The following is a 23,461-nucleotide window of genomic DNA, read 5'->3' on the forward strand; positions in this document are numbered from 1 at the left end:
TGAGCATGTTCAACGGGCGCGTCGGTCGGCGCGCGGTTCTGATCGGTGCCGCCGCAGCGGTGCCGGTCGCGGTCGCCGGTTGCACGATCGGAGACACCGCAGGCAAGGGAGGCGCCGGGGGCCAGGGCGGCCCGCAGAGCCCGCCGGCGGATCCGGCCGAGGTCACCATCACCCCGGCCGACGCCGCCGTGAACGTGAGCCCCATTGCGCCGGTATCGGTTTCGATCGCCAGGGCCACACTCGGCTCGGTCACTCTCACCGACGCCAACGGAGTGCAGATCGAGGGCACCATGGCCACAGACATGCTCTCCTGGAAGCCGGCGAAGCCGCTGGCCTACAACGGCACCTACACCGTGCTCGTCACGTACGAGACCCTCGGGCAGCAGCGCGAGAAGCGCAGCACCTTCTCCACCGTCGCGGTCAACGACACCAACAAGACGCTGCCCTACTTCGAGAACACCGGCGGGCAGGCCCTCAACGACGGCGCCGTGTACGGCGTCGGGCAGGTCGCGGTGGTGCACTTCGACGAGCCGATCAAGGACCGCGCCATGGCGCAGCGGCTACTCACGGTGACCACCACCCCGCACGTCAACGGTGCCTGGATGTGGACCACCGACAAGACCGTCGCCTGGCGGCCGCGTGAGTACTACGCGCCCGGCACCAAGGTGAGCATCGCGGTCGACGTCTTCGGCAAGGAGGTCAGTCCCGGGCTGTGGGGTGAGAAGGACGTCTCCATCTCGTTCACCATCGGGGAGTCGCACGTCTCGATCGCCGACGACGCCACCAAGCAGGTGCAGGTCTTCGTCGGCGGGCAGATGGTCCGGTCGATGCCCACCTCCATGGGGCAGGGCGGTACCGAGGTGGTCAACGGGAAGACGCTGCACTTCTTCACCCAGCGCGGTGTCTACACCGTGCTGGACAAGGCGAACCCGGTGGTCATGGACTCGTCCACGTACGGACTGCCGATCAACTCGCGGCTGGGCTACAAGCAGACCATCGGCTGGGCCACCCGGATCAGCAACGACGGCATCTACCTGCACGCACTCGACAACATCGCGGCGCAGGGTGTGCGCAACGAGTCGCACGGCTGCCTGAACCTGAGCCCGGCGAACGCGGAGTGGTTCTTCGGGCTCTCCCAGCAGGGCGATGTGGTCGAGGTGCGCAACACCGGCGGCCCGCCGCTGGAGCAGTGGCAGAACGGTGACTGGTCGGTGCCGTGGGCCACGTGGGTCGCGGGCGGCGCGCTGCCCGAAGGTGAGGCGCCCGCTGCCCCGTCCTCGACGGCGGCTCCGACTACCGCCCCACCGACGACTCCGCAGCCCCCCGGCAACTAGTCGCGGCGGCACTGAGCACCAGCCACGCGGTCAGGGTGATGATCTGCAGGCGTTGGGCCAGGCCCAGGTACAGCACCGGTGCCGGCATGGCCGCCAGGGTCCACACCGTCGTCACCAGGAATCCGGCGCCCACGGCGAGCCGGGCACGGGCACCGTCGAAGCCGGTGCGCCGGCGCCACAGCCACCAGGCCAGCACCGCGACCACCCCGCCGAAACCGGCGATGCCGGACGAGACCGCATGGCCCATGTGGGTCAGGGGCACCTGGTAGGCGGCTTCCCGGGCGGCGCACGCGGCATCGGCGGTGGGGGTGCACGAGAGCGGCATCAACGCATCGCAGATCGTGGCGGTGCCGAGCACGATCACGCCGATGAGCCCCAGTCGGGGCCACAGAGCGGTGGGTCGGGCGGCGCGCCAGGCCAGCGCGGCCGCGATGACGAAGCAGGTCCCGGCCAGGATGTCGGTGCTGCGGAAGAGCTGCGCGTAGGGCTGCCCGGCGGCGCCGACCTCACTGACGTACGAGTGCAGCGGGCTCAGCGTGGAGCCGAGCAGCGGCGCGATGATCCACGCCGAGTAGAACGCCGCTCCCAGGAGCAGGACCAGCCGGGCGCGATGCATGCCGCCCAGGTTACCGGCGCCGCAGATCGGCCAGGTAGGCGTTGTAGGCGGCGCGTTCGTCCTCCTCGCGGCGGTCCGCCCCGGCGCGCTGGGTGTCACGGTGTTCGGCGCGGCGCCAGCGCAGCGCGAAGATACACACCGTGACCATGGCGATCGGCTCGCCGTAGGACCACGCCAGCGCGCCGGCGATGGACTGATCGCGGAGCGGGTCGATTCCCCACGCCGCCGGCGGATCGGCGAACATCGCGACCATCGGGGTGGTGGCCATCATCAGGATCACTCCGATGAAGACGTGCAACGGCATCTCGATGAAGATGTCGAAGAAGCGCATCAGCCACGAGTCCCGGCCGGGCAGCGGTCCCACCGACATGATCGGGATCGCGAACAGCAGGCCCGAGCCGAGGAAGAACAGTTGCAGCGCGGTGTGGCCGATCCAGGTGCCGCCGACCGCGTCCACCACACCGAGCAGGTAGACCCCGTAGTAGCTGGCCAGGAACAGCGGAATGGTGAACGCCGAGTGCAGCAGGATGCGTGAGGCCCGGCTGCGCAGCAGGCCCAGTGCCGCACCGAGCACGATCCGTCCGATCCCGTGGTGCGGGGTCGCGCGCAGCAGTAGTACCCCGGGAGCGCCGCCGACCAGCAGTGGCGGCACCAGGATGGACAGGGTCAACTGCTGGAACATGAAGGCGCTGAACAGGTGCCAGGAGTAGGTCTCGATCCGCAGACCGGTGACCGCGGCCAGTACCAGGCATCCCAGCAGGAAGGAGGCGATCCGGGCGGCGGGCCACTGCCGGCCCGCGCGGCGCACGGTGCGCACTCCGGCGAGGTAGAACAGCGCCGCCGCGCCGGCGAGAACCGGGAGCAGGGGGATCGCGGGCAGATCCCAGGCGAGCATGCCCAGGATCGTCGGAGCCTCCACCGGCGGCGCTGGAACAATCACATGCGCATATTACTATGTGATGTCTGGGGTGGACGAACCGGACTTTGCGACACGACTACCGAAAAGGCCTCCGGGGCGACGGTGACTGCGCCCCGGTGCGAGCGACGGCGACGTCACCGTCTTCCGGGCCCGGCTGGCCCGGTAATCTGGTCGACCATGCGGGTGGCGGTGATCGACTCCGGTTTCGGAATGGTCAACTACGCCGATGCGCTCTCCCGGGTCCGGCCGGATGTGGAGCTCGTGCTCGCCCGCGATCCCGACCACATGCCCTACGGGCTGCTCGCCCCGGAGCAGATCTCCGACTGCGTGGTGGCGATGGCCGGTGCTGCCGCGCGGTACGGGGTGGATGCGATCATCGTGGCCTGCAACACCGGCTCGATGTACGCCCTCGAGGCCGCCCGGGCCCGGTTCGAGCCCGGCATCCCGGTGATCGGGGTGGTTCCCGCGATCCGTCCGGCGGGCCTGACCGGCCGCCCGTTCGCGGTCTGGGCCACCGCGGCGGCGACGGTGAGCGAGTACCAGAGTTCGCTGATCGACGCCTTCTCCGATCCCGCGCTGGCGCACCGCATCCCCTGCTACGGGCTGGCGGAGGCGATCGACTCCGGCGATCCGGGCAGGGTCGGCGAGGCGATCGCCGCCGCGACCGCCGCGACGCCGCCGGAGATCGAATCGGTGGTCCTCGGGTGCACCCACTACGGACTGGTCACCGAGCACATCGTGCGGGCCTTGCGCGCGCGCACCGGCCGGGAGGTGGCCGTCTTCGATTCGCCGGAGCCGGTGGCCAGGCAGACGTTGCGCCGCCTCGGGGTCTCGCCGGGAGGACCCGCGGAACTCGGTGACGTGGTAGCCGTACTCGAATCCGGGAGGCCCGGCCGGCTGCCGGAGGCTCTGGCCGCGTACCCCGCCGGACGCCTGCTGCTCGACCGTTGCGACCCGGTCGAGAAAAAGGGATGACGACGGGCCCGCGATCAGATATATGCATGAGCGCAATCCTGCTGTTATCCTGAGAGTGCACTGACCGCAGCTGACTCGCTCGCTGCGGTCAGTAGTCATTTCCGGGGCGGTTCGAGGCAGTTCCGGCGATCACGGGGGATCCTGGCCTCCTGGCCGCAGGTCACTCGTCGATGTGGTCGATCGTGGCCAGGCCCGGATCCACCAGCAGGGCCGGGAACAGCTCTCCGGGAACCACGAGGAACTGCTCGTAGCGCAGGAGCAGCAGCACCATCGCCCCGAAGCGCTGCACCGAGACGACGTTCTCACGCAGCACGACCACGGTGGTCACCGGGTTGTCGACCCGGATCCGGGTCCGATCGCTGCCGGCGGCCCACCGGGCACCGTCGAAGATCAGTCTCCGGTTCCCGCGGTGCACCCCGATCAGGCACAGTAGGAGCATCTCCAGTGTCAGCAGGGCGAAGAAGCCGCCGCCGATGGCGAGTCCGAGGATCCAGCCGCTGCCGCCGATGATGCAGACGACGGCGGCGATCACGCCGACCGCGCCGCCGACCGCCAGGGGCCGTAGCCAGTAGCTTCGCCGGCGCAGATTGGCCAGCGTGATCGCGCGGGCATCAGCGGAGCGCGCGATCCACTCGGCGGTGATCGGCGGGATCGAATTCGGGTCGTCCGTCACGGATGCAGTCTCGCACGGTGACGATCCGTCATGGCGTGGTGACCGGAGTGCGCGATCAGGTGGCGAGGTCCCGGCGGGACTGCGCCACTGCCGTGACGATCAGCCCGCCGGCAGCGATCAGCACCAGGGCGATCGTGCCGCCGGTCAGTACGTCGGCCCCAGGGGTGGTGGCGACGTGGTCGAACGGCGAAACGCGGGAGAGCCACTCGGGCAGTTTGAGTACGTCGGCCACCATCATCAGCACGCAGCCGGCCAGCACCACCCAGCCCACCGAGGCCCATCGCGCGGAGCAGGCCCCGGCGAGCGCGGCGACGGCGGTGACCACCCACACCGCCGGCAGCGCCGCCATCGCCGGTGCGATCAGGTCCCGGGGTGCGGTGAGCGAGGCCCCCAGCCCCAGCGCGAAGGTGGCGACGGTAGTGCCCACCACCGCGGCGATCAGGTGCGAGACGTACCAGCGCAGTCGCGGCACCGGGGTCGCCAGCAGATATTCGGCGCGGCCGGAGACCTCCTCGGAGCAGGTGGTGTTGGCCATCGAGATCCCGAGGGCTGCGGTAGCCATCGCCATCACCGAGAATTCGGCCCCGAAGAACACGTCCAGCAGGTCCGAGCCGGACCCGCCGAGCCGTTCCAGCATCTCCCGGGTGCCCGGGTTGCCGGCGAGCGAGTCCACGGCGCTGCCCATTCCGCCGAAAGCCGTCCCCACGGCGAGGAATCCAACGCTCCATCCGATCAATTGGCCGCGGTGCAGCCGCCAGGTCAGGGCTTCGACGGTGCCCAGCAGTGCACTCGCGTGAGGGCGGCCCCGGCCCACCCGGATCAGCCCGGCGTCCAGGTCCCGCTGCGCGGCCAGGCGCAGCGCGGCGGCGGTGAGCACTGCGGTGAGGCCCACCAGCAGCAGGGCCGGCCAGAGCCGGTCGTCTGCGTAGGGTCGCAGTTGCTGGGCCCAGCCCAGCGGGGAGAGCCAGGACGCGGCACCGGGCTCGGGGGGCGCGCCGCCCGTGGGATCGAGCGCGGCCACGTCCCCCAGGGCGCGTAGCAGGTAGGCGGCGCCCAGCCCGACGGCGAACAGCCCGCGGGCCGCGCGTGCTCCCTCGGTGAGCTGAGCGCAGAGCAGCGCGAAGGCTGCGAAGACGATGCCGGTGAGCGACCACAGCAGTCCGAAGGTGAGGCTGCCCCGGGTATCGGCACCCATCCCGATCAGCGTCGACGCGCTGAGCACTCCGATCGCCAGGCTCAGGGCCACCGATTCGATGAGCGCGGCGATCGGGGCAGCAGTGCGGCTGATCGCGGCGGCGCCGAGCATTTCCCGGCGGCCGGACTCCTCATCGGCGCGGGTGTGCCGGATCACCAGCAACCCGGTCAGCAGTCCCAGGCCGGCGGCCATCATCACCACCATCTTGATCATGCCGACGGCGCCGACGGTGGCCGAGTACACCGGTCCGAACATCGCCACCAGCGACGGGTTCTCGCTGGCTGCGCGGGCCGCGGCGGACAGCGCGGCCGGATCGGGGTAGGTGGTCTCGGCGGTCGAATACGCCGAGGCGGCCATCGCCACGAACAGCAACAGCCACACCGCCAGCTGGATCCGGTCGCGCCGGAGCACCAGCCGAAGGGTGGGCAGCAGGCCGGTCATCGCGCGCTCCCCGCACTCTGGTAGTGACGCAGGAACAGCTCCTCCAGCGTCGGTGGGCGGCTGACCAGCGATGTCGGACGGCCGGCGGCGAGTTCACCGAGTACCCGCGGCAGATCGGCGGCATCGACGCTGAATGCCATCCGGTCACCGTCGGTCTGCAGATCGTGTACGCCGTCGAGCCGGACCGGATCGGTCAGGACCGCCTCCACGCGGGTGCGGGACAGGTGCCGCAATGCGGCGAGCGAACCGGTCTCGACGGTCGCGCCGTCCTTGATGATGGTCACCGTGTCGGCGACCCGGTCCACCTCGGAGAGGATGTGGCTGGAGAGCAGGACGGTGGTGCCGCCGGCCTTGGCCTCGGCGAGGCAGTCGGTGAACACCTCCTCCATCAGCGGGTCCAGACCGGAGGTGGGCTCGTCGAGGATCATCAACTCGGCGCGCGCGGCGAAGGCGGTCACCAGGGCCACCTTCTGCCGGTTCCCCTTGCTGTACGTACGGGCCTTTTTCGACGGATCGAGCGCGAAGCGATCGATCAGTTCGTCCCGGCGAGCCTGATCGAGGCCGCCGCGCAACCGGCCCATGAGGTCGATGATCTCTCCTCCGGAGAGGTTGGGCCACAGGGTCACATCGCCGGGGACGTAGGCGAGCCGGCGGTGCAGTTCGGGTGCTTGGCGCCAGGGGTCACCGCCGAGCAGTTCGACGGTGCCGGATGTCTTCTTGAGCAATCCGAGCAGAACGCGGATGGTTGTGGACTTGCCGGCCCCGTTGGGACCGAGGAAGGCGTGCACCTCCCCCGGGGCGACGTGCAGGTCGAGTCCGGTGAGGGCGTGGGCGTGACCGAAGGACTTGGTGAGTCCTTCGGCGCGGATGACTGAGGTGGCCATGTCCTCGACGCTAGACCTGTTTCAGAACTTTGTGAAGTGTCAGAATTGAAGATAGTCTCGCGGCATGGACGCGCCGAACTTCGTGGAGAACATGGCGGCGTCGCTCGCCGATGCCGGGATGCAGCGGATGGCGGCCCGGGTCTTCGCAGCGGTGCTCGCCTCACCGGACGGTGCGCTGACCCCCTCGGAGATCGCGCGTCGGCTCGCGGTGTCCGCCGGAGCGGTGTCCGGGGCGGTGTCGTACCTGGAGCAGGCGGGGATGGTCCGCCGCTCGCACGTGCCGGGCGCCCGGCACACCGTGATCGGGCTCGGTGACGACGTCTGGTACGAAGCCCTGACCTCCCGTAATGCGATCCTGCAGCGGTGGCTCGCGGTCGCCGACGAGGGCCTGGAAGAGTTGCCCGAGGACGGTGCCGCCGCCGAGCGGGTCCGGGTGATGCGCGACTTCTTCGAGTTCATGCTCGGGGAACTACCCGTGATGCTCGAACGCTGGCGCGAGGAGCGCGAGCGCAGGCACGGTTACTGACGTGTCCGCCGATTGGTTCCGCAGTAGCCGGTGGTCCGAGCGGATCGAAGCCGATTTCGAACAGCGTCTGCGCCGGGCGCGGGCGTACAACCGGCCGAGTTATCTGCGCATCCAGGGCGTGCACCTCTCGCGTGCCGGATTGCTCGAACCCGCGCGAGCGCTGTGGATGCGGGTGGTCGGAATGGGCAGTGGGCCGCAATCGCACGGGGAATGGGGGAGTGCGGTGGAAGCGCTCGCTGATTCGTACCGGATCGATGACCCCGCCGTCGCCGAGCGGTGGTATCGGCTGCTCCTGACCGAGATCCCGTCCCTGAACGGCACGTCGGGCTGCGCTGAACTCTCGCTCGCCGAGGTCCTCGCGGCGCAGGGCCGGCCCGATGAGGCGCTCGAAGCGGTGTACGCCTGGCGCACCCGAGCCACCTCCCCGTGGCCCGCGCAATTGTTCCGCTCCTGTGTGGTCTCAGCCGATATCGCACTGGCACAAGGTGATAGGAGAACGGCTCGAGACGAGGCGCGGCGTGCTCTGCGCGTGGCCCGGCTCTCGCCCTCGACCGGTCATCCCGCGATTTCAGTGGTGCGAACCGATGCCGCAACGCTGCGCCGGCTCCGCCGGATCGGCCGGCGGTGGTGGATACTGTGACCATGACAGCACCGACCCCGCCCGGGGGTACGTTCGACCTCGGCGGCGACCTCACCGTCACCCGCTTCGGCTACGGCGCCATGCAACTGGCCGGTCCGCACGTCTTCGGGCCGCCGGCCGACCGGGCGGCGGCGGTCGAGGTGCTGCGTCAGGTGATCGATCTGGGTATCACCCACATCGACACCAGTGACTACTACGGACCGTTCATCACCAACGAGATCATCCGCGAGGCGCTGCACCCGTACCCGCAGGACCTGCACATCGTGACCAAGGTCGGCGCCCGCCGGGATGCCACCGGAGGCTGGCCGCCCGCGCTCGAGCCGGACGATCTGCGCCGCGCCGTCGACGAGAACCTGGAGCGGCTCGGCCTGGACGTTCTGGATGTGGTGAATCTCCGTGTCGGTGACTTCGACACGCCGACAGCGGGTTCCATCGAGGAGCCGTTCACCGTGCTGGCCGGGCTGCAGCAACAGGGGCTGATCCGTCACCTCGGACTGAGCACCGTCGACGCCGAGCAGGTCGCGCAGGCGCAGTCCATCGCGCCGGTGGCGTGCGTGCAGAACTTCTACAACATCGCCCACCGGGTGGACGACGATCTGGTGGACTCGCTGGCCGAGCAGGGCATCGCCTATGTGCCGTACTTCCCGCTCGGGGGCTTCACCCCGTTGCAGTCCTCGGCGCTGGACGCGGTCGCCGCTCGCCTGGGCTCGACCCCGATGTCCGTGGCGCTGGCCTGGCTGCTGCAGCGCTCGCCGAACATCCTGCTGATCCCGGGCACCTCGTCGACCGAGCACCTGCACGAGAACATCACGGGCGCAGCGCTGGAACTGCCCGCCGACGCCGTCTCCGAGCTCGACGCCATCGGCGTGGCCGGGTAGGCACCGGCCGACGCCGGTCAGTGACCGGGTGCGCCGCTCCGGTATTCGCCCCGCGCCACCAGAGCGGTCACCGCGACCACCGCCAACGGCGTCACCGCGAGGATCGCCACCAGCACGTACAACTGCATGGCGGCAGCGGCCAACGGTGACGCGCCGCCGAGCACCATCCCTGCGAATGCTCCCGGAATCGATACCAGCCCAACGGTTCTCGCTTGATCCAAAGCGGGTGTCAGGGCCGCCGCAGCGGCCGTACGGCAGATCTCCAGCCGCACGAACGCCGGATCGAGGCCCAGCGCCAGGCCCGCCTCGACCTCACCCCGGCGGTCTCTCAGTTCCTCCTGTGCCCGCCGCCCACCCAGGCCGGCGGCGGCCATCGCCGCCCCGATGCCGCTACCGGCCACGGGGATCACCGCGATGCCCTGCGGTGGGAGGACTCCCACGGCGATCAGCGCCCCGGACAGCAGCACCGACGGAACCGCGACCACCGCCGTGGTGAGCGCCACCTCGCGCGCCCGCGGCCGGCGCTGCACGATCCGGCGCGCGGCGGTCCAGCCCGCGGCGGCGCTCATCAGCGCGACGAAGCCCGCGGTGAACCAGGCACTGCGCACGATCAGGCTCAGCGCGGCGCCGAGCACGGCCAGCTGGACGCCTGCGCGCACCGTGGCACCCAGCACGGCCCGGGCGGTTCCGGTGCGCCCGAGCCAGGACACCGCGGCACCGGTGAGGGCGAGCACCACCAGCACCGCCGCCAGGGCCGGACCGACCGTGAGCAGCCCGCTCTCACCTGTACCCGCGTTCATCGCTGGGAAGGTATCGCACATGCCGGGACCGCCTGCCTGTGTCCGAGCAACGGCGCAGGTCAAAGGCGGTAAGGATGCCCTTTCATTTGGTGATCCGTGGTGAGGAAACTACAGTTTTCCTACGCAGCCAACGATGCCTGTAGGTGCGCCGTGCTTTCGGACGGCAGTCCACCGCCCTCCATGTTCCCGTTCCGCCGTGAGGCGCTGCGCTAAGGCAGGTTTTCGATGAGCCGATTCGTCCCCCCGGGACCCCAGGGGCTGTACCACCCCGCGAACGAGCACGACGCCTGTGGCGTCGCCTTCGTGGTGGACATGCACGGGCGCAAGTCCCGCGACATCGTCGACAAGGCCATCACCGCGCTGGTCAACCTCGAACACCGTGGTGCGGCGGGCGCGGAGCCGAACACCGGCGACGGCGCGGGCATTCTGATCCAGGTCCCGGACCGCTTCTTCCGTGAGGTCGTCGACTTCGAACTGCCACACCAGGGTGCGTACGCCACCGGCATCGCCTTCCTCCCGCAGGCGGCCGCCGAGGCGACCCGCGCCGCTGAGGGCGTCGAGCGGATCGTCGCAGAGGAGGGCCTGGAGGTCCTCGGCTGGCGCGAGCAGCCCACCGACGACGGTTCGCTGGGCGCTCTGGCCCGCGACGCCATGCCCACCATGCGGCAGATCTTCATCACCGGGAAGGACTCCGACGGTGCGCCGCTGTCCGGCCTGGACCTCGAGCGCCGGTGCTTCGTGATCCGTAAGCGGGTCGAGCGCGAACTGGGTACCGACGGCGCCGGCGCCGGCTCGCAGGGGCAGGAGTCGGTGTACTTCCCGTCGCTGTCCGGCCAGACCTTCGTCTACAAGGGCATGCTGACCACCCCGCAGTTGCGCGGCTTCTTCGTGGACCTGCAGGACGATCGAGTGGAATCGGCTCTGGGGCTTGTGCACTCGCGTTTCTCCACGAACACCTTCCCGAGCTGGCCGCTCGCGCATCCGTACCGCCGGGTGGCGCACAACGGTGAGATCAACACCGTCGGCGGCAACGAGAACTGGATGCGTGCCCGCGAGTCCCTGATCGATCCGACCGTCTTCGGTCCGGGTGCGCAGGACAAGATCTTCCCGATCTGCACCGAGGGCGGCTCGGACACCGCCCGCTTCGATGAGGTGCTGGAGATGCTGCACCTCGGTGGCCGCAGCCTGCCGCACGCGGTGCTGATGATGATCCCCGAGGCGTGGGAGCGGCACCAGGACATGGACCCGGCACGCCGGGCGTTCTACGAGTACCACTCCTCGCTGATGGAGCCCTGGGACGGCCCGGCCTCGGTGTGCTTCACCGACGGCACCCTGATCGGCGCGGTGCTCGACCGCAACGGCCTGCGCCCCTCGCGGATCTGGGTCACCAAGGACGGCCTGGTGGTCCTCGGCTCCGAGGTCGGCGTGCTCGACATCGACCACAGCGAGGTGGTCTACAAGACCCGCCTGCAGCCCGGCCGGATGTTCCTGGTGGACACCGCGCAGGGCCGGATCGTCTCGGACGAGGAGATCAAGGACGAGCTGGCCGCGGCCGAGCCGTACCAGCAGTGGCTCGACGAGGGCCTGCTGCGCCTGTCCGAGCTGCCGGACCGGCCGCACCCGGTGATGCCGCACGATCGGGTCACCCAGCGCCAGCAGTTGTTCGGGTACACCACCGAGGAGCTGAATCTGCTGCTCACCCCGATGGCGAAGACCGGTGCCGAGGCCATCGGCTCGATGGGCACCGATACCCCGGTCGCCGTGCTCTCACTGCGCCCGCGGCTGCTGTTCGACTACTTCCAGCAGCTCTTCGCGCAGGTCACCAACCCGCCGCTGGACGCCATCCGCGAGGAGATCGTCACCAGCCTGGGCGGCACCATCGGCGGCGAGGGCGATCTGCTCAACCCGCTGCCGGGCAGCTGCCGGCAGATCCACCTGGACCAGCCGATCCTCAACAACGACGAGCTGATCAAGCTGGTCAAGGTCAACGACGACGGCACCCTGCCGGAGTTCCGCTCGGTGGTCATCCCGGGTCTGTACCCGGTCGCCGAGGGCGGTCAGGGCCTGCGCGAGGCGCTGGACACCGTCCGCACCCAGGTCTCCGAGGCCATCGCCGGCGGTGCGCGGCTGATCATCCTCTCCGACCGCAATTCGGACCGGCTGATGGCTCCGATCCCGTCGCTGCTGCTGACCGCCGCCGTGCACCACCACCTGGTGCGCGAGCGCAGCCGCACCCGGGTGGGCCTGATCGTCGAGGCCGGTGACGCCCGCGAGGTGCACCACATGGCCGCGCTGATCGGTTTCGGCGCCGCCGCGGTGAATCCGTACATGGCCTTCGCCACCATCGAGGACATGCACACCCGCGGTGAGCTCAACGGCACCCCGCTGGAGAAGCTCAACGCGAACTACGTCAAGGCGGCCGGCAAGGGCGTGCTCAAGGTGATGTCCAAGATGGGCATCTCGACCCTGGCCTCCTACACCGGTGCCCAGCTGTTCCAGGTGATCGGCCTGTCGCAGGAGATCGTCGACGAGTTCTTCACCGGCCTGCAGAGCCAGCTCGACGGCATCGGCCTGGACGAGATCGCCGTCGACGTCGCCGCTCGCCACAAGCGCGCCATGAACGACCGTCCCGAGGAGCTCGCACACCGCGAGCTCGAGGTGGGCGGCGAGTACCAGTGGCGTCGTGAGGGCGAGTACCACCTGTTCAACCCGGACACCGTGTTCAAGTTGCAGCACGCCACCCGGACCGGGCAGTACAAGGTGTTCAAGGAGTACACCCGGCTGGTCGACGACCAGAGCGAGCGCCTGGCCTCGCTGCGCGGCCTGTTCCGGTTCCAGTCCGACCGGCCCTCGATCCCGCTCGACGAGGTGGAGCCCGCCAGCGAGATCGTCAAGCGCTTCTCGACCGGCGCGATGAGCTACGGCTCGATCTCGGCGGAGGCGCACGAGACCCTGGCGATCGCCATGAACCGGCTCGGTGGCCGCTCGAACTCCGGTGAGGGCGGCGAGGATCCGGCCCGGTTCACCCCGGACGAGAACGGCGATCTGCGGCGGAGCGCGATCAAGCAGGTGGCCTCAGGCCGGTTCGGTGTCACCTCGCACTACCTGAGCAACTGCACCGACATCCAGATCAAGATGGCCCAGGGCGCCAAGCCCGGCGAGGGCGGCCAGCTGCCGCCGCACAAGGTGTACCCGTGGGTCGCCGAGGTTCGCGGCAGCACGCCCGGTGTCGGCCTGATCTCGCCGCCGCCGCACCATGACATCTACTCGATCGAGGATCTCGCCCAGCTGATCCACGACCTCAAGAACGCGAACCCGCAGGCGCGGATTCACGTGAAACTGGTCTCCGAGCTCGGTGTGGGCACCGTCGCCGCGGGCGTCTCCAAGGCGCACGCCGACGTGGTGCTCATCTCCGGCCACGACGGCGGCACCGGTGCCACGCCGCTGACCTCGGTCAAGCACGCGGGCGCTCCCTGGGAGATCGGCCTGGCCGAGACCCAGCAGACACTGCTGCTCAACGGTCTGCGCGACCGGATCGTGGTGCAGGTCGACGGCCAGCTCAAGACCGGCCGTGACGTGGTCGTGGCCGCACTGCTCGGCGGTGAGGAGTTCGGTTTCGCCACCGCACCGCTGGTGGTGTCCGGCTGCATCATGATGCGCGTGTGCCACCTGGACACCTGCCCGGTCGGTGTGGCCACGCAGAACCCGGTGCTGCGGCGCCGGTTCACCGGCAAGCCCGAGTTCGTGGAGAACTTCTTCCTGTTCATCGCGGAGGAGGTGCGCGAGCTGCTCGCCGAGCTCGGTTTCCGCACCCTGCAGGAGGCGGTCGGCCAGTCGCAGGTGCTCAACACCGAAGCGGCGCAGGAGCACTGGGGCGGCGCCAAGGCCGGCCGACTGGATCTGTCTCCGATCCTGGCGCAGGTCGACTCGCCGTTCATGAAGCAGGACCCGTTCTGCAGCCAGCCGCAGGAGCACGGCCTGGAGAAGGCCCTGGACCAGCAGCTGATCTCGCAGGCCCGAGTGGCCGTCGACACCGGCGCGCCGGTGAAGATCGAGACTCCGATCTCGAACGTCAACCGCACCGTCGGCACCATGCTCGGTCACGAGGTGACCAAGGCGCACGGTGCAGAGGGGCTGCCCGAGGACACCATCGACATCACCTTCACCGGCAGCGCCGGTAACAGCTTCGGCGCGTTCGTGCCCAAGGGCATCACGCTGCGCCTGGAGGGTGACGCCAACGACTTCGTGGGCAAGGGCCTGTCCGGCGGCAAGATCGTGGTCCGCCCGGCGCGCAACGCCCCGGAGGGTTTCGTGGCCGAGGACAACATCATCGCCGGCAACGTGATCCTGTTCGGTGCCACCGCCGGTGAGGTGTACCTGCGCGGTAAGGCCGGTGAACGCTTCGCCGTCCGGAACTCGGGTGCGCTGGCCGTGGTCGAGGGCGTGGGCGATCACGGGTGCGAGTACATGACCGGTGGTCACGTGGTGGTGCTCGGTGAGACCGGCCGCAACTTCGGCGCCGGCATGTCCGGTGGTGTGGCCTACGTCTACAACGCCGGCGGTCAGTTCGAGCGCGACCTCAACACCGAACTGGTGGAGCTGGAATCGCTCGGCGAAGCCGATATCGAGTTCGTCCGTGAGGCGGTGCTCAAGCACTACGAGTACACCGATTCCGCCGTCGCGGAACGGATCCTGGCCAACTGGGGCCGGGAGCGCCAGCTCTTCGCCAAGGTGATGCCGCGCGACTACAAGCGCGTGCTCTCCGCCATCAAGCGTGCCGAACTGGACGGCCGCGACATCGACGACGCAGTGATGGAGGCCGCTCGTGGCTGATCCCCAGGGCTTTCTGAAGAACAACTCGCGTGAGTTGCCGGTGCGCCGGCCGGTCCCGCTCCGGCTGCTGGACTGGAACGAGGTGTACAAGCCGTTCGACGGCGCGACCCTGCGCAAGCAGGCGTCGCGGTGCATGGACTGCGGTATCCCGTTCTGCCACAACGGCTGCCCGCTGGGCAACCTGATCCCGGAGTGGAACGACCTGGTCTACAAGGACCGGTGGCACAACGGCATCGAGCGGCTGCACGCGACCAACAACTTCCCGGAGTTCACCGGGCGGCTGTGCCCCGCGCCGTGCGAGGCCTCCTGCGTGCTCGGCATCAACCAGGATCCGGTCACCATCAAGCAGGTCGAGGTCGAGCTGATCGACAAGGCCTTCGACGAGGGCTGGGTCTCGCCGCAGCACCCGACCAAGCTGACCGGTAAGAAGATCGCCGTCGTGGGCTCGGGTCCGGCCGGCCTGGCAGCGGCGCAGCAGCTCACCCGCGGTGGTCACACCGTGACCGTCTTCGAGCGGGCGGACCGGATCGGCGGCCTGCTCCGCTACGGCATCCCCGAGTTCAAGATGGAGAAGCGGCACATCGATCGCCGTCTGGCCCAGATGAACGCCGAGGGCACCGTCTTCAAGACCGGTGTCAACGTGGGTGTGGACATCACCGTCGAGCAGCTGCGGGAGGATTTCGACGCTGTGGTCCTGGCCAACGGTGCCACTGTCTGGCGTGACCTGCCGATCCCCGGCCGCGAGCTGGACGGCATCCACCAGGCGATGGAGTTCCTGCCGTGGGCCAACCGCGCCGCCGTCGGCGACGACGTGGTCGACGAGGACGGCCTGCCGCCGATCCACGCTCGCGACAAGAAGGTCGTCATCATCGGTGGCGGTGACACCGGCGCGGACTGCCTGGGCACCTCGCTGCGCCAGGGCGCCGAGATCGTGCACCAGTTCGAGATCATGCCGGAACCGCCGCGCGAGCGCGCCGAATCCACCCCGTGGCCGACCTACCCGCTGATGTACCGGATCAGCTCGGCCCACGAGGAAGGCGGCGAGCGGAAGTTCTCGGTCAGCACCGAGGAGTTCATCGGTGAGGACGGCAGGGTCACCGGGCTCAAGGCCTACGAGGTCGAGTTCACCGAGGGCCGGTTCGAGAAGGTCGAGGGCACCGACTTCACCCTGGAGGCGGATCTGGTGCTGCTGGCCATGGGCTTCCTCGGCCCGCAGCGCGACGACCTGCTCGACAAGCTCGGTGTGGAGTACAGCGACCGCGGCAACGTCGCCCGCGACGCGGACTTCCAGTCGACCGTGCCCGGCGTCTTCGTCGCCGGTGACGCCGGCCGCGGACAGTCGCTGATCGTGTGGGCGATCGCGGAGGGCCGCAGTGCCGCCGCCGCCGTGGACCGCTTCCTCATGGGGGAGACCGCGCTGCCCGCGCCGATCGTCCCCACCACCGCACCGCAGCGGTAGAGACACCCCAAGACCCGGAGCCCGGAGCCGTTACGGCTCCGGGGTCCGACTCGGTTACAGGCGATTAACACCGCACTGACCGCGGCGCAATCGCCGGGTACCAGACTTCGCGCATGACGACGCACCCGCAGCCGGCGGACCCGACGCCGGGTACCGACCCGGCGCCGCCGGCGACCAAGAAGCGCTGGTACACCTCGCTGTTCCCGCAACTGCTCATCGCCATCGTGGCGGGCATCGCGGTCGGCTGGATCTGGCCCGGCCTCGGCGCCGACCTTAAGCCGCTCGCCGACGGTTTCATCAAGCTGATCAAGATGCTGATCGCGCCCATCATCTTCTGCACCGTGGTGCTGGGGATCGCGCACGTCGGTGATCTCAAATCGGTGGGCCGGATCGGGATCAAGGCACTGATCTACTTCGAAGCGGTAACCACCTTCGCCCTGCTGTTCGGAATCGTGGTGGGCAACCTGGTCAAGCCCGGGAGCGGTTTCACGGTGAACCCGCAGACCCTCGCCACCGGCGTCGACGCGGTGGCCAAGAAGACGAGCAACGGTGAGCTGCCGGACACCATCGCCTTCATCCTCGGCGTCATTCCGTCGTCGATCTTCTCCGCCTTCGCCGAGAACGCCCTGCTCCAGGTGCTGTTCTTCGCGGTGCTGTTCGGGCTCGCGCTGGCGAAGTTCGGCGAGCACGGGCCGCCGGTGATCTACGAGTTCGTCGACCACATCAGCAGCATCTTCTTCACCATCATCGGCTGGATCATGCGCCTGGCACCGATCGGTGCCTTCGGGGCGATGGCCTACATCATCGGTCAGTACGGGATCGGTTCCCTGGGCAGCTACGCGAAGCTGATCGCCGCCTGTTACGGCGCTGCGGTGCTGTTCATCCTGGTCCTCGCGGTGATCGTGCGGGTCTTCGCGGGGGTCAACCTGTGGAAATTCGTCCGGTACATCAAGGACGAGCTGTTCCTCGCGCTCGGTACCGCCTCCACCGAGGTGGTGCTGCCACGGATCATGACGAAACTGACCAATGCCGGTTGCTCACGCAGCACCACCGGTCTGGTTGTGCCCACCGGGTACTCGTTCAACCTCGACGGGGCCACCCTGTACCTGTCGATCTGCGTGCTGTTCCTGGCCCAGGCGCTCGGTGTGGACCTCAGCGCCGGCGAGCAGATCACCGCGATCCTGGTGCTCATGCTCACCTCGAAGGGGATGGCCGGGGTACCGGGATCGTCGTTCCTGGCGCTGTCGGCGACCATCGCCGCAGTGGGCCACGGCGCGATCCCGGTGGCGGCGGTCGCCCTGCTGCTCGGCGCCGACCGGATCATGGACTCGATGCGGGTCTCGGTGAACCTACTGGGCAACTGCGTCGCGACCTTCGTGGTCGCCAACTGGGAGGGGCAGCTCGACACCGACCGGATGCGCAGAGTGCTCGACGGTGAGACGGTTCCGGAACCGGCCGACGAACCGGCGGAGCAGCAGCCTGCGCAGCACGAGCAGGCGCGTCCGCAGGTCCCGGCGCACTAGCGCCCCGTCGAACCACGACGGCCGGCCCCCGTGCGGGAACCGGCCGTCGACGGTCAACGGGTGGTCACTTGCCCTTGAGCAGTCCGCCCAGGATGCCGCCGAGGACGTTGCCCGCAGCCCCCGAACCACCGGCTGCGGTCCCGCCGCCGAGCATATTGCCCAGGATGCTGCCCAGCAGGTCACCGCCCTGCGGTGCCGGTGCCGGCTGCTCCGGGGCCTGCTGGGGAGCCTGCTGCGGAGCGGCGCCACCGGACATCTTCTTGAGCACGAAGGAGATCACGATCGGTGCGAGGATCGGCAGCAGCTGCTTGACCAGATCCCCGGACACGCCCGAGGACAGCGGAGCCGCGGTGGCGGCGGCCACCTCGTCGGTCTTGTCGCCGAACAGGCCGCTGACGATCTGCTGCCCGTCACCGGAGTCGGCGTCGGCGAGCGCGGCGGGCTGCTCGGAGGTGGAGGCGTTCTGTGCCTGCAGGCCGGCCAGCAGCGTCGGAACCGTCTGGTTCACGGCCTCCGAGGCGACCTCGTTACTGACACCGAGCCGGTTGGCGATGTCGTCGATCGGAATGGTCTTGAGCAGTTCATCGAGATCGGACACGTGTTCTCCTTGGCGCTGGATCGAGAGCGGGAAGGGGGAGTGAGAGGGCCGAACACCTGACACAGTAGCGGCCCCCGGCCGGACCGAGCGTGACGTGTGCCACGGTTGGACCGCAGTGGTGGACGATGCCCGAACCAGCCAATACAGTATCTGTAACCAATCGTTGTTTGCGTCTAGATCGCCGCTCGGAGTGACCCGTGAAGCTGTACCGCCGCCCCGCCACCGTTCTCGGCTCCCGCACGATCAACCGCCTCCGCAACCGCCGCGTCGCGCGCCTGTTCGCCGAGGACGGCGAGCGTCTCGCCACCGCCGCTGACCTGCGCGTACTGCGCCTGAGCTAGTCCCGCGCAGCATCCAGGATCAGGGCCGCGCACTGGGCCGGCTGATCCACCATCACCTGATGCCCGCTGGGCGTGATCACCGCGAACCAGGCCCCCAGGAGATCCGCCAGGCCGCGTTGTTCGCGCAGCCAGGACAGGGCCGTCGGCGTGGGGCGCCCCGGATGGCCGGCGGCCACCGTCACCGGCACGCCGCTCGGCATCGGCGCCCGCTCCCGCAGTTCGGCGAGCCGGCGAGCCAGTTCCGAGTACCGTCCGTTCTCCAACACCGCCGCCCGCAGGAACTGCGGTGAGGACAGGATCTCCGCGTACTCGTGCGCGTCACCGCCGCCGATCATCCGGTGCAGCACCGGCCCCAAGCGCTGCACCCCGAGCGCGGTCGCGGCATCGGCGGTCCGTTCGAGCAGTCCGTCCCGTAGTCGCGCCGGCAGCAGCCGCCTCGGCGAATCCTCCACACTGCCGTCGAGCAGCACCAGCGCTGCCGTGCGCTGCGGGTACTCCCGGGCGAAGGCCTCGACGTAGAAGCTCGCCATGGAATGCCCCACCATCACCGCCCGGCGCAGATCCAGCGCGTCCAGTAACTCGGCCAGGCGGGTCACCTCGGTGGCGAGAGTGGGCAGAGCGCCGGCGGGCAGTGGCTCGGAGCGTCCGTAGCCGGGCCGGTCCACCCGGATCACGGTGCGGCGCACCGTCAGTAGCGCGGTGAGCGGGTCCCAGTCGAACCAGTTCCCGGCCAGCCCCGCCGAGAGCACCACCGGCGGTCCGTCGACCGGCCCACGGGCCTCGTCGATCACCACGTGGGTGCCGGTGCCCGCCAGATCCAGGACGTTGCCGCTCGCCATGGCAGTGACGGTAGCCCGGGCCGGGCGCGGGCGCCCGGATGTGCGGCATGATGGTCGGGTGAGCGATCCGATCGACGTGGCCATCTCCGACGAGGCGATCCGCTTGGGGCAGTTCCTCAAGCTGGCGGGCCTGATCGACTCCGGCGCCGAGGCCAAGGCGGTGATCGCCGACGGCGAGGTCCTGGTCAACGGTGAGGTGGATCTGCGGCGCGGCCGGCAGCTCGCCGTCGGCGACGTGGTGGCTGTCCTGGGGCGCTCGGCCCGTGTGGCGCGCTGAGCGCTACTGCACGACGATGCCGTCGTCGTCGCTGGTCAGCACCTCTCCGGGGACGAAGGTGACCCCGCCGAAGGTCAGCGGCACATCGCGCTCACCGGCACCGGTCTTGGTGGACTTGCGCGGGTTGGTGCCGAGGGCCTTCACGCCGATGTCGAGGGTGCCGATCACTGCTGCGTCACGCACCGCACCGTAGGCGACGATCCCGGCCCAGCCGTTGGACCGGCCCAGCTCGGCGATGATGTCGCCGACCAGCGCGGTGTGCAGCGACGGGGTACCGGACTCGTCGGAGCCGTCGATCACCAGCACGCGACCCTCACCGGGCTCGCCCAGCACCGACTTGAGCAGGGCGTTGTCCTGGAAGCACTTGACCGTGACGATCCGCCCGGCGAAGGCGCGGCGGCCGCCGAACTGACGGAACTGGGTGTCGCAGCTGCGGACGTCCTCACCGATCACATCGACGAGGTCTGCGGTGGGAGTGAACTGAACGTCGGTCATGGGCGACAGGGTATCGCGAACTCTATTGAGTCGCCGTCAACAAGTGGGTAATCTGGTGCCATGCCAGTACCCACTCAGGCCACGTTCGACCGTTTGCGCGCCCTCGCCGCGATCGACGACCCGCAGCAGCGTCAGTCCCGCGACGTGCTCGAGGCGTTCAGCGGTGAGAAGATCACGACGATCCCGGTGGGCACCGCCGACGACGTCACCGTCGCCTTCACCCGGGCCCGCCGCGCCCAGCGGCAGTGGGCCGCGCGCAGCCCGAAGGACCGGGCCGCGGTACTGCTCAAGTTCGCCGATCTGGTGAACGCGCATCGCGACGAGCTGATGGACATGGCACAGTTCGAGACCGGCAAGGCCCGCCAGTACGCCCAGGAGGAGACTCTGGACGTGGCGATGACCGCCCGCTGGTACGGCCGCAATGCACCGAGGATCCTCTCCGAGCAGAGCGCCCAGGGGATGCTCCCGGTGTTCACCAGCACCCGGGTGCGGTACCAGCCCAAGGGCGTGGTCGGCGTGATCGCCCCGTGGAACTACCCGCTGACGCTCGCCGTCTCGGACGGAATCGCCGCGCTCGCAGCCGGTAACGCCGTGGTGCTCAAGCCCGATTCGCAGACCCCGTTCTGCGCCCTGGCCGCGGTCGAACTGCTGTACCGGGCGGGCCTGCCCCGCGACCTGTTCGCCGTGGTCCCAGGCCCCGGTGGCGTGGTCGGCACCGCCATCGTCGAGGCCGCCGACTACCTCATGTTCACCGGTTCCTCGGCGACCGGAGCGACCCTCGCCGAGCAGTGCGGTCGCCGCCTGATCGGCTTCTCCGCCGAACTCGGCGGCAAGAACCCGATGATCGTCACCAAGGACGCCGACATCGCGCACACCGCCGAGGGAGCCGCCCGCGCCGCGTTCTCCAACTCCGGCCAGCTGTGCATCTCCATCGAGCGGATCTACGTCGAGCGGGAGATCGCGGACGAATTCGCCCGCGCCTTCGCCGAGCGGACCGCGAACCTGCCGCTGGGACCGGGTTACGACTTCACCAACGAGATGGGCTCGCTCGCCTCGAAGGCGCAGATCGAGACCGTCACCGAGCACGTCGACGACGCCGTCGCCAAGGGCGCCACCGTGCTCGCCGGCGGTAAGCCCCGACCGGACCTCGGCCCGTTCTTCTACGAGCCGACGGTGCTCTCCGGTGTCCCGGAGGAGGCCGTGTGCTTCAAGACCGAGACCTTCGGCCCGCTGGTCTCGATCTACCCGGTGGACTCGATCGACGAGGCCGTGGAGAAGGCCAACGACACCGAGTACGGGCTCAACGCGAGCGTCTTCGCCGGCACCACCAAGCAGGCCCAGCAGATCGCGGAGCGGATCAACGCCGGCACCGTCAACATCAACGAGGGCTACGCCGCGGCCTGGGGCTCGACCGCGGCACCGATGGGCGGCATGGGCATCTCCGGTGTCGGCCGCCGGCACGGCGCCGAGGGACTGCTCAAGTACTGCGAGTCCAAGACCATCGCGCACCAGCGGATCGTCGGGATCGGCGGGGTGAAGTTCGTGCCCCGCACGCTGTTCCTGAGCATCGTGCCGCGGGCGGTGAAGGCGCTCAAGTTCATCGGACGCTAGGGACGGAAACCGCTGTCCCGCAGGTGGGCGATGATCGTCGCGGCGACAGCCCGGCCCTCCTCCGGGAACGGGTGCAGTTCGGCGGCCCTCGGGTCCTTGTCGACACCGTTGATCCACGGCTGTGAACTGCATAGACCGCGTCCCGCCGAAGCCGGTTCCATGTCGATGAACTCGGCGCGCTCGGCCACCGCGGCCTGCCGCATCGCCCGGTTCAGTCGCTGGGTGAGCACGCTGCGTATCCAGCGCACGCTCTCGGCCCGGTACGGCGCGATCGGCCCGCAACTGCGGTCACCGTCGAACATCACCGGATAGCCGACCAGCAGGATCCGTGCCCGCGGTGAGCGCTCCCGCACCGCGCGGACGATCCGTTGGTTGTCGGCGGTGATCCGGCTCAGCAGGGCGGTGACGGCATCGTCGGACAGTGCGGCCGGACGGGTCCGCTGATCGGCGGTGCAGCGCACGGTCCGCGCGCCCGGTGCGCCGGCGCAGGCCTGGAGGATCCCGGAGTAGAGATCGCCGTCGTTGCCGCCCAGGGAGACCGTCACCAGGGAGGTCGACGCCGTGATCCCCTCCAGCTGCGGAGGTGCGGCGTAGAAACCGGTCTTCGCGGACCCCGCCCGCTGACCGACGAAGGCGTCCGCGGTCTTCGCGCCACCGCAGGTGTTGTCCCGCAGCCGAGCACGATCGAGTCCCAGAGCTCCGGCGACCAGTTTCGGGTAGTTGCCGGTGGACCGTCCACAGGAACGCTCCTGCTGGGTGCCTCCCACCGTGGCAGCGGCGGGCAGAGAGGAGTACGAATCACCGAGGGCCACGTAGGCCGGGCTCACCAGATCCGCACCCGACGGGCCCCCTGCGACGGTGCCGCCGGCCAGTACGGCGGCCGAGGCAGCGGCGACTGCACCGGCACGGACGAGGACGGATCGGCTGCGCGAGGTCATGCCGGTCACTGTATTGCGTCCCGGCGGCCCGGGGGCGGCGCCGAAGGGAAACGGCTTGCACGACCGACCGCGCCGCCGGACGCTGGACGGTATGGACGTCACCTTCGTCAAGCGCCGCAACGGCTACGACGTGCGGATCAGCCGGGACAGCGGTCCGCGACTCGAGCCCCGCGGTGGCCCGGGCGGCAAACCCCTCATCCCGCACGACGCGGCGCACCTGATCGTGGAGGCCGAAGCCGGAATCCGCGGCGGCGTGTTCGGCCGGATCGCCGACGCCAACGGACTGGACGGACTGTTCTGGCCGGCGGATCCCGCCGAGCGGCGCCGGGCCGCCCGCCGGAAGCGCCGGCCCACGGCGGCGCAATCGGCGGACATGGCACGTTCGGAGGCACTCGCCTCGCTCACCGCGGCACTGTGGGAGGTGCAACGGGGGCACCGTCCGGCCGATCCGGCGTGGCCCGGACCGCTGCAGAATCCCGCGGTACCAGCGGAACTGCGGGACCGGATCTTCGCCCGCTACGACGACTTCGCCGAGCGCTGGCGGGCGCTGCCGGACGGAGGCGAGTTGACCCTGCACTGGTGACTCCGCGCCGCGGCCGGGGCACGATTGCGACCTGACCGCGGACCGCCGGCGACGGTACCGGGACGGGCTGCGCCCACGCTGAG

At 69.6% G+C, this 23,461-nt stretch carries 22 protein-coding genes; 12 read left to right on the forward strand and 10 right to left on the reverse strand.

All coding sequences use genetic code 11. The features are described from left to right. The first annotated feature begins 5 nt into the window (after positions 1-5). Positions 6-1,334 (forward strand): L,D-transpeptidase, encoded by a 1,329-nt coding sequence (locus ACYVHG_RS12420; RefSeq protein WP_461167897.1) that lies wholly within the window; start codon positions 6-8, stop codon positions 1,332-1,334. Here ACYVHG_RS12420 and ACYVHG_RS12425 read toward each other — a convergent pair. Further along, positions 1,294-1,950, reverse strand: coding sequence for a DUF998 domain-containing protein (locus ACYVHG_RS12425; protein ID WP_461167769.1), 657 nt, complete (start codon positions 1,948-1,950; stop codon positions 1,294-1,296). The two genes, ACYVHG_RS12420 and ACYVHG_RS12425, sit on opposite strands and share 41 nt — an antisense overlap. 10 nt (positions 1,951-1,960) lie before the next feature. Continuing rightward, on the reverse strand, positions 1,961-2,845 hold the full coding sequence (locus ACYVHG_RS12430; RefSeq protein WP_461167898.1) for a cytochrome c oxidase assembly protein: 885 nt from the start codon (positions 2,843-2,845) through the stop codon (positions 1,961-1,963). A gap of 201 nt (positions 2,846-3,046) precedes the next feature. On the opposite strand from ACYVHG_RS12430, the gene ACYVHG_RS12435 reads away from it, so the two are divergent. Next, positions 3,047-3,844, forward strand: a complete 798-nt coding sequence (locus ACYVHG_RS12435; RefSeq protein WP_461167770.1) for a glutamate racemase — start codon at positions 3,047-3,049, stop codon at positions 3,842-3,844. A gap of 160 nt (positions 3,845-4,004) precedes the next feature. Here ACYVHG_RS12435 and ACYVHG_RS12440 read toward each other — a convergent pair whose 3' ends face one another. Genes ACYVHG_RS12440 through ACYVHG_RS12450 form a run of 3 tightly spaced genes read right to left on the reverse strand, consistent with a single transcriptional unit; the run spans position 4,005 to position 7,037 of the window. Beyond that, on the reverse strand, positions 4,005-4,517 hold the full coding sequence (locus ACYVHG_RS12440; RefSeq protein ID WP_461167771.1) for a hypothetical protein: 513 nt from the start codon (positions 4,515-4,517) through the stop codon (positions 4,005-4,007). 55 nt (positions 4,518-4,572) lie between these two features. After that, positions 4,573-6,153 (reverse strand): ABC transporter permease, encoded by a 1,581-nt coding sequence (locus ACYVHG_RS12445; protein ID WP_461167772.1) that lies wholly within the window; start codon positions 6,151-6,153, stop codon positions 4,573-4,575. Next, entirely contained in the window at positions 6,150-7,037 is an 888-nt protein-coding gene (locus tag ACYVHG_RS12450) for an ABC transporter ATP-binding protein (protein WP_461167773.1), read from the reverse strand. The genes ACYVHG_RS12445 and ACYVHG_RS12450 overlap by 4 nt, the downstream gene beginning before the upstream one ends. Before the next feature lie 64 nt (positions 7,038-7,101). Here ACYVHG_RS12450 and ACYVHG_RS12455 point away from each other — a divergent pair, with 64 nt between their 5' ends. From ACYVHG_RS12455 to ACYVHG_RS12465, 3 genes are read left to right on the forward strand one after another with little or no spacing between them, the layout of a single operon-like run. After that, positions 7,102-7,563, forward strand: coding sequence for a GbsR/MarR family transcriptional regulator (locus tag ACYVHG_RS12455; protein ID WP_461167774.1), 462 nt, complete (start codon positions 7,102-7,104; stop codon positions 7,561-7,563). 1 nt (position 7,564) lies between these two features. Beyond that, positions 7,565-8,203: a tetratricopeptide repeat protein gene (locus ACYVHG_RS12460; protein WP_461167775.1), complete on the forward strand. Its 639-nt coding sequence runs from the start codon at positions 7,565-7,567 to the stop codon at positions 8,201-8,203. Positions 8,204-8,205: 2 nt separating this feature from the next. Continuing rightward, complete coding sequence (locus ACYVHG_RS12465) at positions 8,206-9,081, forward strand: aldo/keto reductase family oxidoreductase (RefSeq protein ID WP_461167776.1); 876 nt, start codon at positions 8,206-8,208, stop codon at positions 9,079-9,081. A 17-nt stretch (positions 9,082-9,098) separates the two neighbouring features. Here ACYVHG_RS12465 and ACYVHG_RS12470 read toward each other — a convergent pair whose 3' ends face one another. Continuing rightward, a complete protein-coding gene (locus ACYVHG_RS12470; RefSeq protein WP_461167777.1) occupies positions 9,099-9,881 on the reverse strand; it encodes an ABC transporter permease in 783 nt (260 codons plus the stop codon). A 225-nt stretch (positions 9,882-10,106) separates the two neighbouring features. Between ACYVHG_RS12470 and gltB the strand changes: the two genes are divergently transcribed. From gltB to dctA, 3 genes are all read left to right on the forward strand, one after another. Beyond that, positions 10,107-14,714 (forward strand): glutamate synthase large subunit, encoded by a 4,608-nt coding sequence (gene gltB / locus ACYVHG_RS12475; RefSeq protein WP_461167778.1) that lies wholly within the window; start codon positions 10,107-10,109, stop codon positions 14,712-14,714. Further along, positions 14,707-16,173: a glutamate synthase subunit beta gene (locus ACYVHG_RS12480; protein ID WP_461167779.1), complete on the forward strand. Its 1,467-nt coding sequence runs from the start codon at positions 14,707-14,709 to the stop codon at positions 16,171-16,173. The genes gltB and ACYVHG_RS12480 overlap by 8 nt, the downstream gene beginning before the upstream one ends. Positions 16,174-16,286: 113 nt before the next feature. Next, complete coding sequence (gene dctA / locus ACYVHG_RS12485) at positions 16,287-17,696, forward strand: C4-dicarboxylate transporter DctA (protein WP_461167780.1); 1,410 nt, start codon at positions 16,287-16,289, stop codon at positions 17,694-17,696. A gap of 64 nt (positions 17,697-17,760) precedes the next feature. Here the strand turns inward: dctA and ACYVHG_RS12490 are convergent, their stop codons facing one another. Next, positions 17,761-18,294, reverse strand: coding sequence for a DUF937 domain-containing protein (locus tag ACYVHG_RS12490; protein ID WP_461167781.1), 534 nt, complete (start codon positions 18,292-18,294; stop codon positions 17,761-17,763). Between the two features lie 197 nt (positions 18,295-18,491). Here ACYVHG_RS12490 and ACYVHG_RS12495 point away from each other — a divergent pair, with 197 nt between their 5' ends. Further along, entirely contained in the window at positions 18,492-18,635 is a 144-nt protein-coding gene (locus ACYVHG_RS12495; protein ID WP_461167782.1) for a hypothetical protein, read from the forward strand. Here the strand turns inward: ACYVHG_RS12495 and ACYVHG_RS12500 are convergent. Next, on the reverse strand, positions 18,632-19,474 hold the full coding sequence (locus ACYVHG_RS12500; protein WP_461167783.1) for an alpha/beta fold hydrolase: 843 nt from the start codon (positions 19,472-19,474) through the stop codon (positions 18,632-18,634). The two genes, ACYVHG_RS12495 and ACYVHG_RS12500, sit on opposite strands and share 4 nt — an antisense overlap. 58 nt (positions 19,475-19,532) lie before the next feature. On the opposite strand from ACYVHG_RS12500, the gene ACYVHG_RS12505 reads away from it, so the two are divergent. Beyond that, positions 19,533-19,751 carry an RNA-binding S4 domain-containing protein gene (locus tag ACYVHG_RS12505; protein ID WP_461167784.1) on the forward strand — a complete coding sequence of 73 codons (219 nt, stop codon included), beginning with the start codon at positions 19,533-19,535 and terminating at the stop codon, positions 19,749-19,751. 3 nt (positions 19,752-19,754) lie between these two features. On the opposite strand, the gene rraA is transcribed toward ACYVHG_RS12505, so the two are convergent. Then, the gene (gene rraA, locus ACYVHG_RS12510) at positions 19,755-20,246 is read right to left on the reverse strand and encodes a ribonuclease E activity regulator RraA (protein ID WP_461167785.1); all 492 of its coding nucleotides are present in this window, start codon (positions 20,244-20,246) and stop codon (positions 19,755-19,757) included. A 60-nt stretch (positions 20,247-20,306) separates the two neighbouring features. Here rraA and ACYVHG_RS12515 point away from each other — a divergent pair, with 60 nt between their 5' ends. Beyond that, positions 20,307-21,857, forward strand: coding sequence for a succinic semialdehyde dehydrogenase (locus tag ACYVHG_RS12515; RefSeq protein ID WP_461167786.1), 1,551 nt, complete (start codon positions 20,307-20,309; stop codon positions 21,855-21,857). Here ACYVHG_RS12515 and ACYVHG_RS12520 read toward each other — a convergent pair. Continuing rightward, positions 21,854-22,795, reverse strand: coding sequence for an SGNH/GDSL hydrolase family protein (locus ACYVHG_RS12520; protein ID WP_461167787.1), 942 nt, complete (start codon positions 22,793-22,795; stop codon positions 21,854-21,856). The genes ACYVHG_RS12515 and ACYVHG_RS12520 overlap by 4 nt on opposite strands. Positions 22,796-22,886: 91 nt before the next feature. Between ACYVHG_RS12520 and ACYVHG_RS12525 the strand changes: the two genes are divergently transcribed. Continuing rightward, positions 22,887-23,378, forward strand: coding sequence for a hypothetical protein (locus ACYVHG_RS12525; RefSeq protein ID WP_461167899.1), 492 nt, complete (start codon positions 22,887-22,889; stop codon positions 23,376-23,378). Positions 23,379-23,461 lie beyond the last annotated feature (83 nt).

The organism is Tsukamurella serpentis (assembly GCF_054780975.1).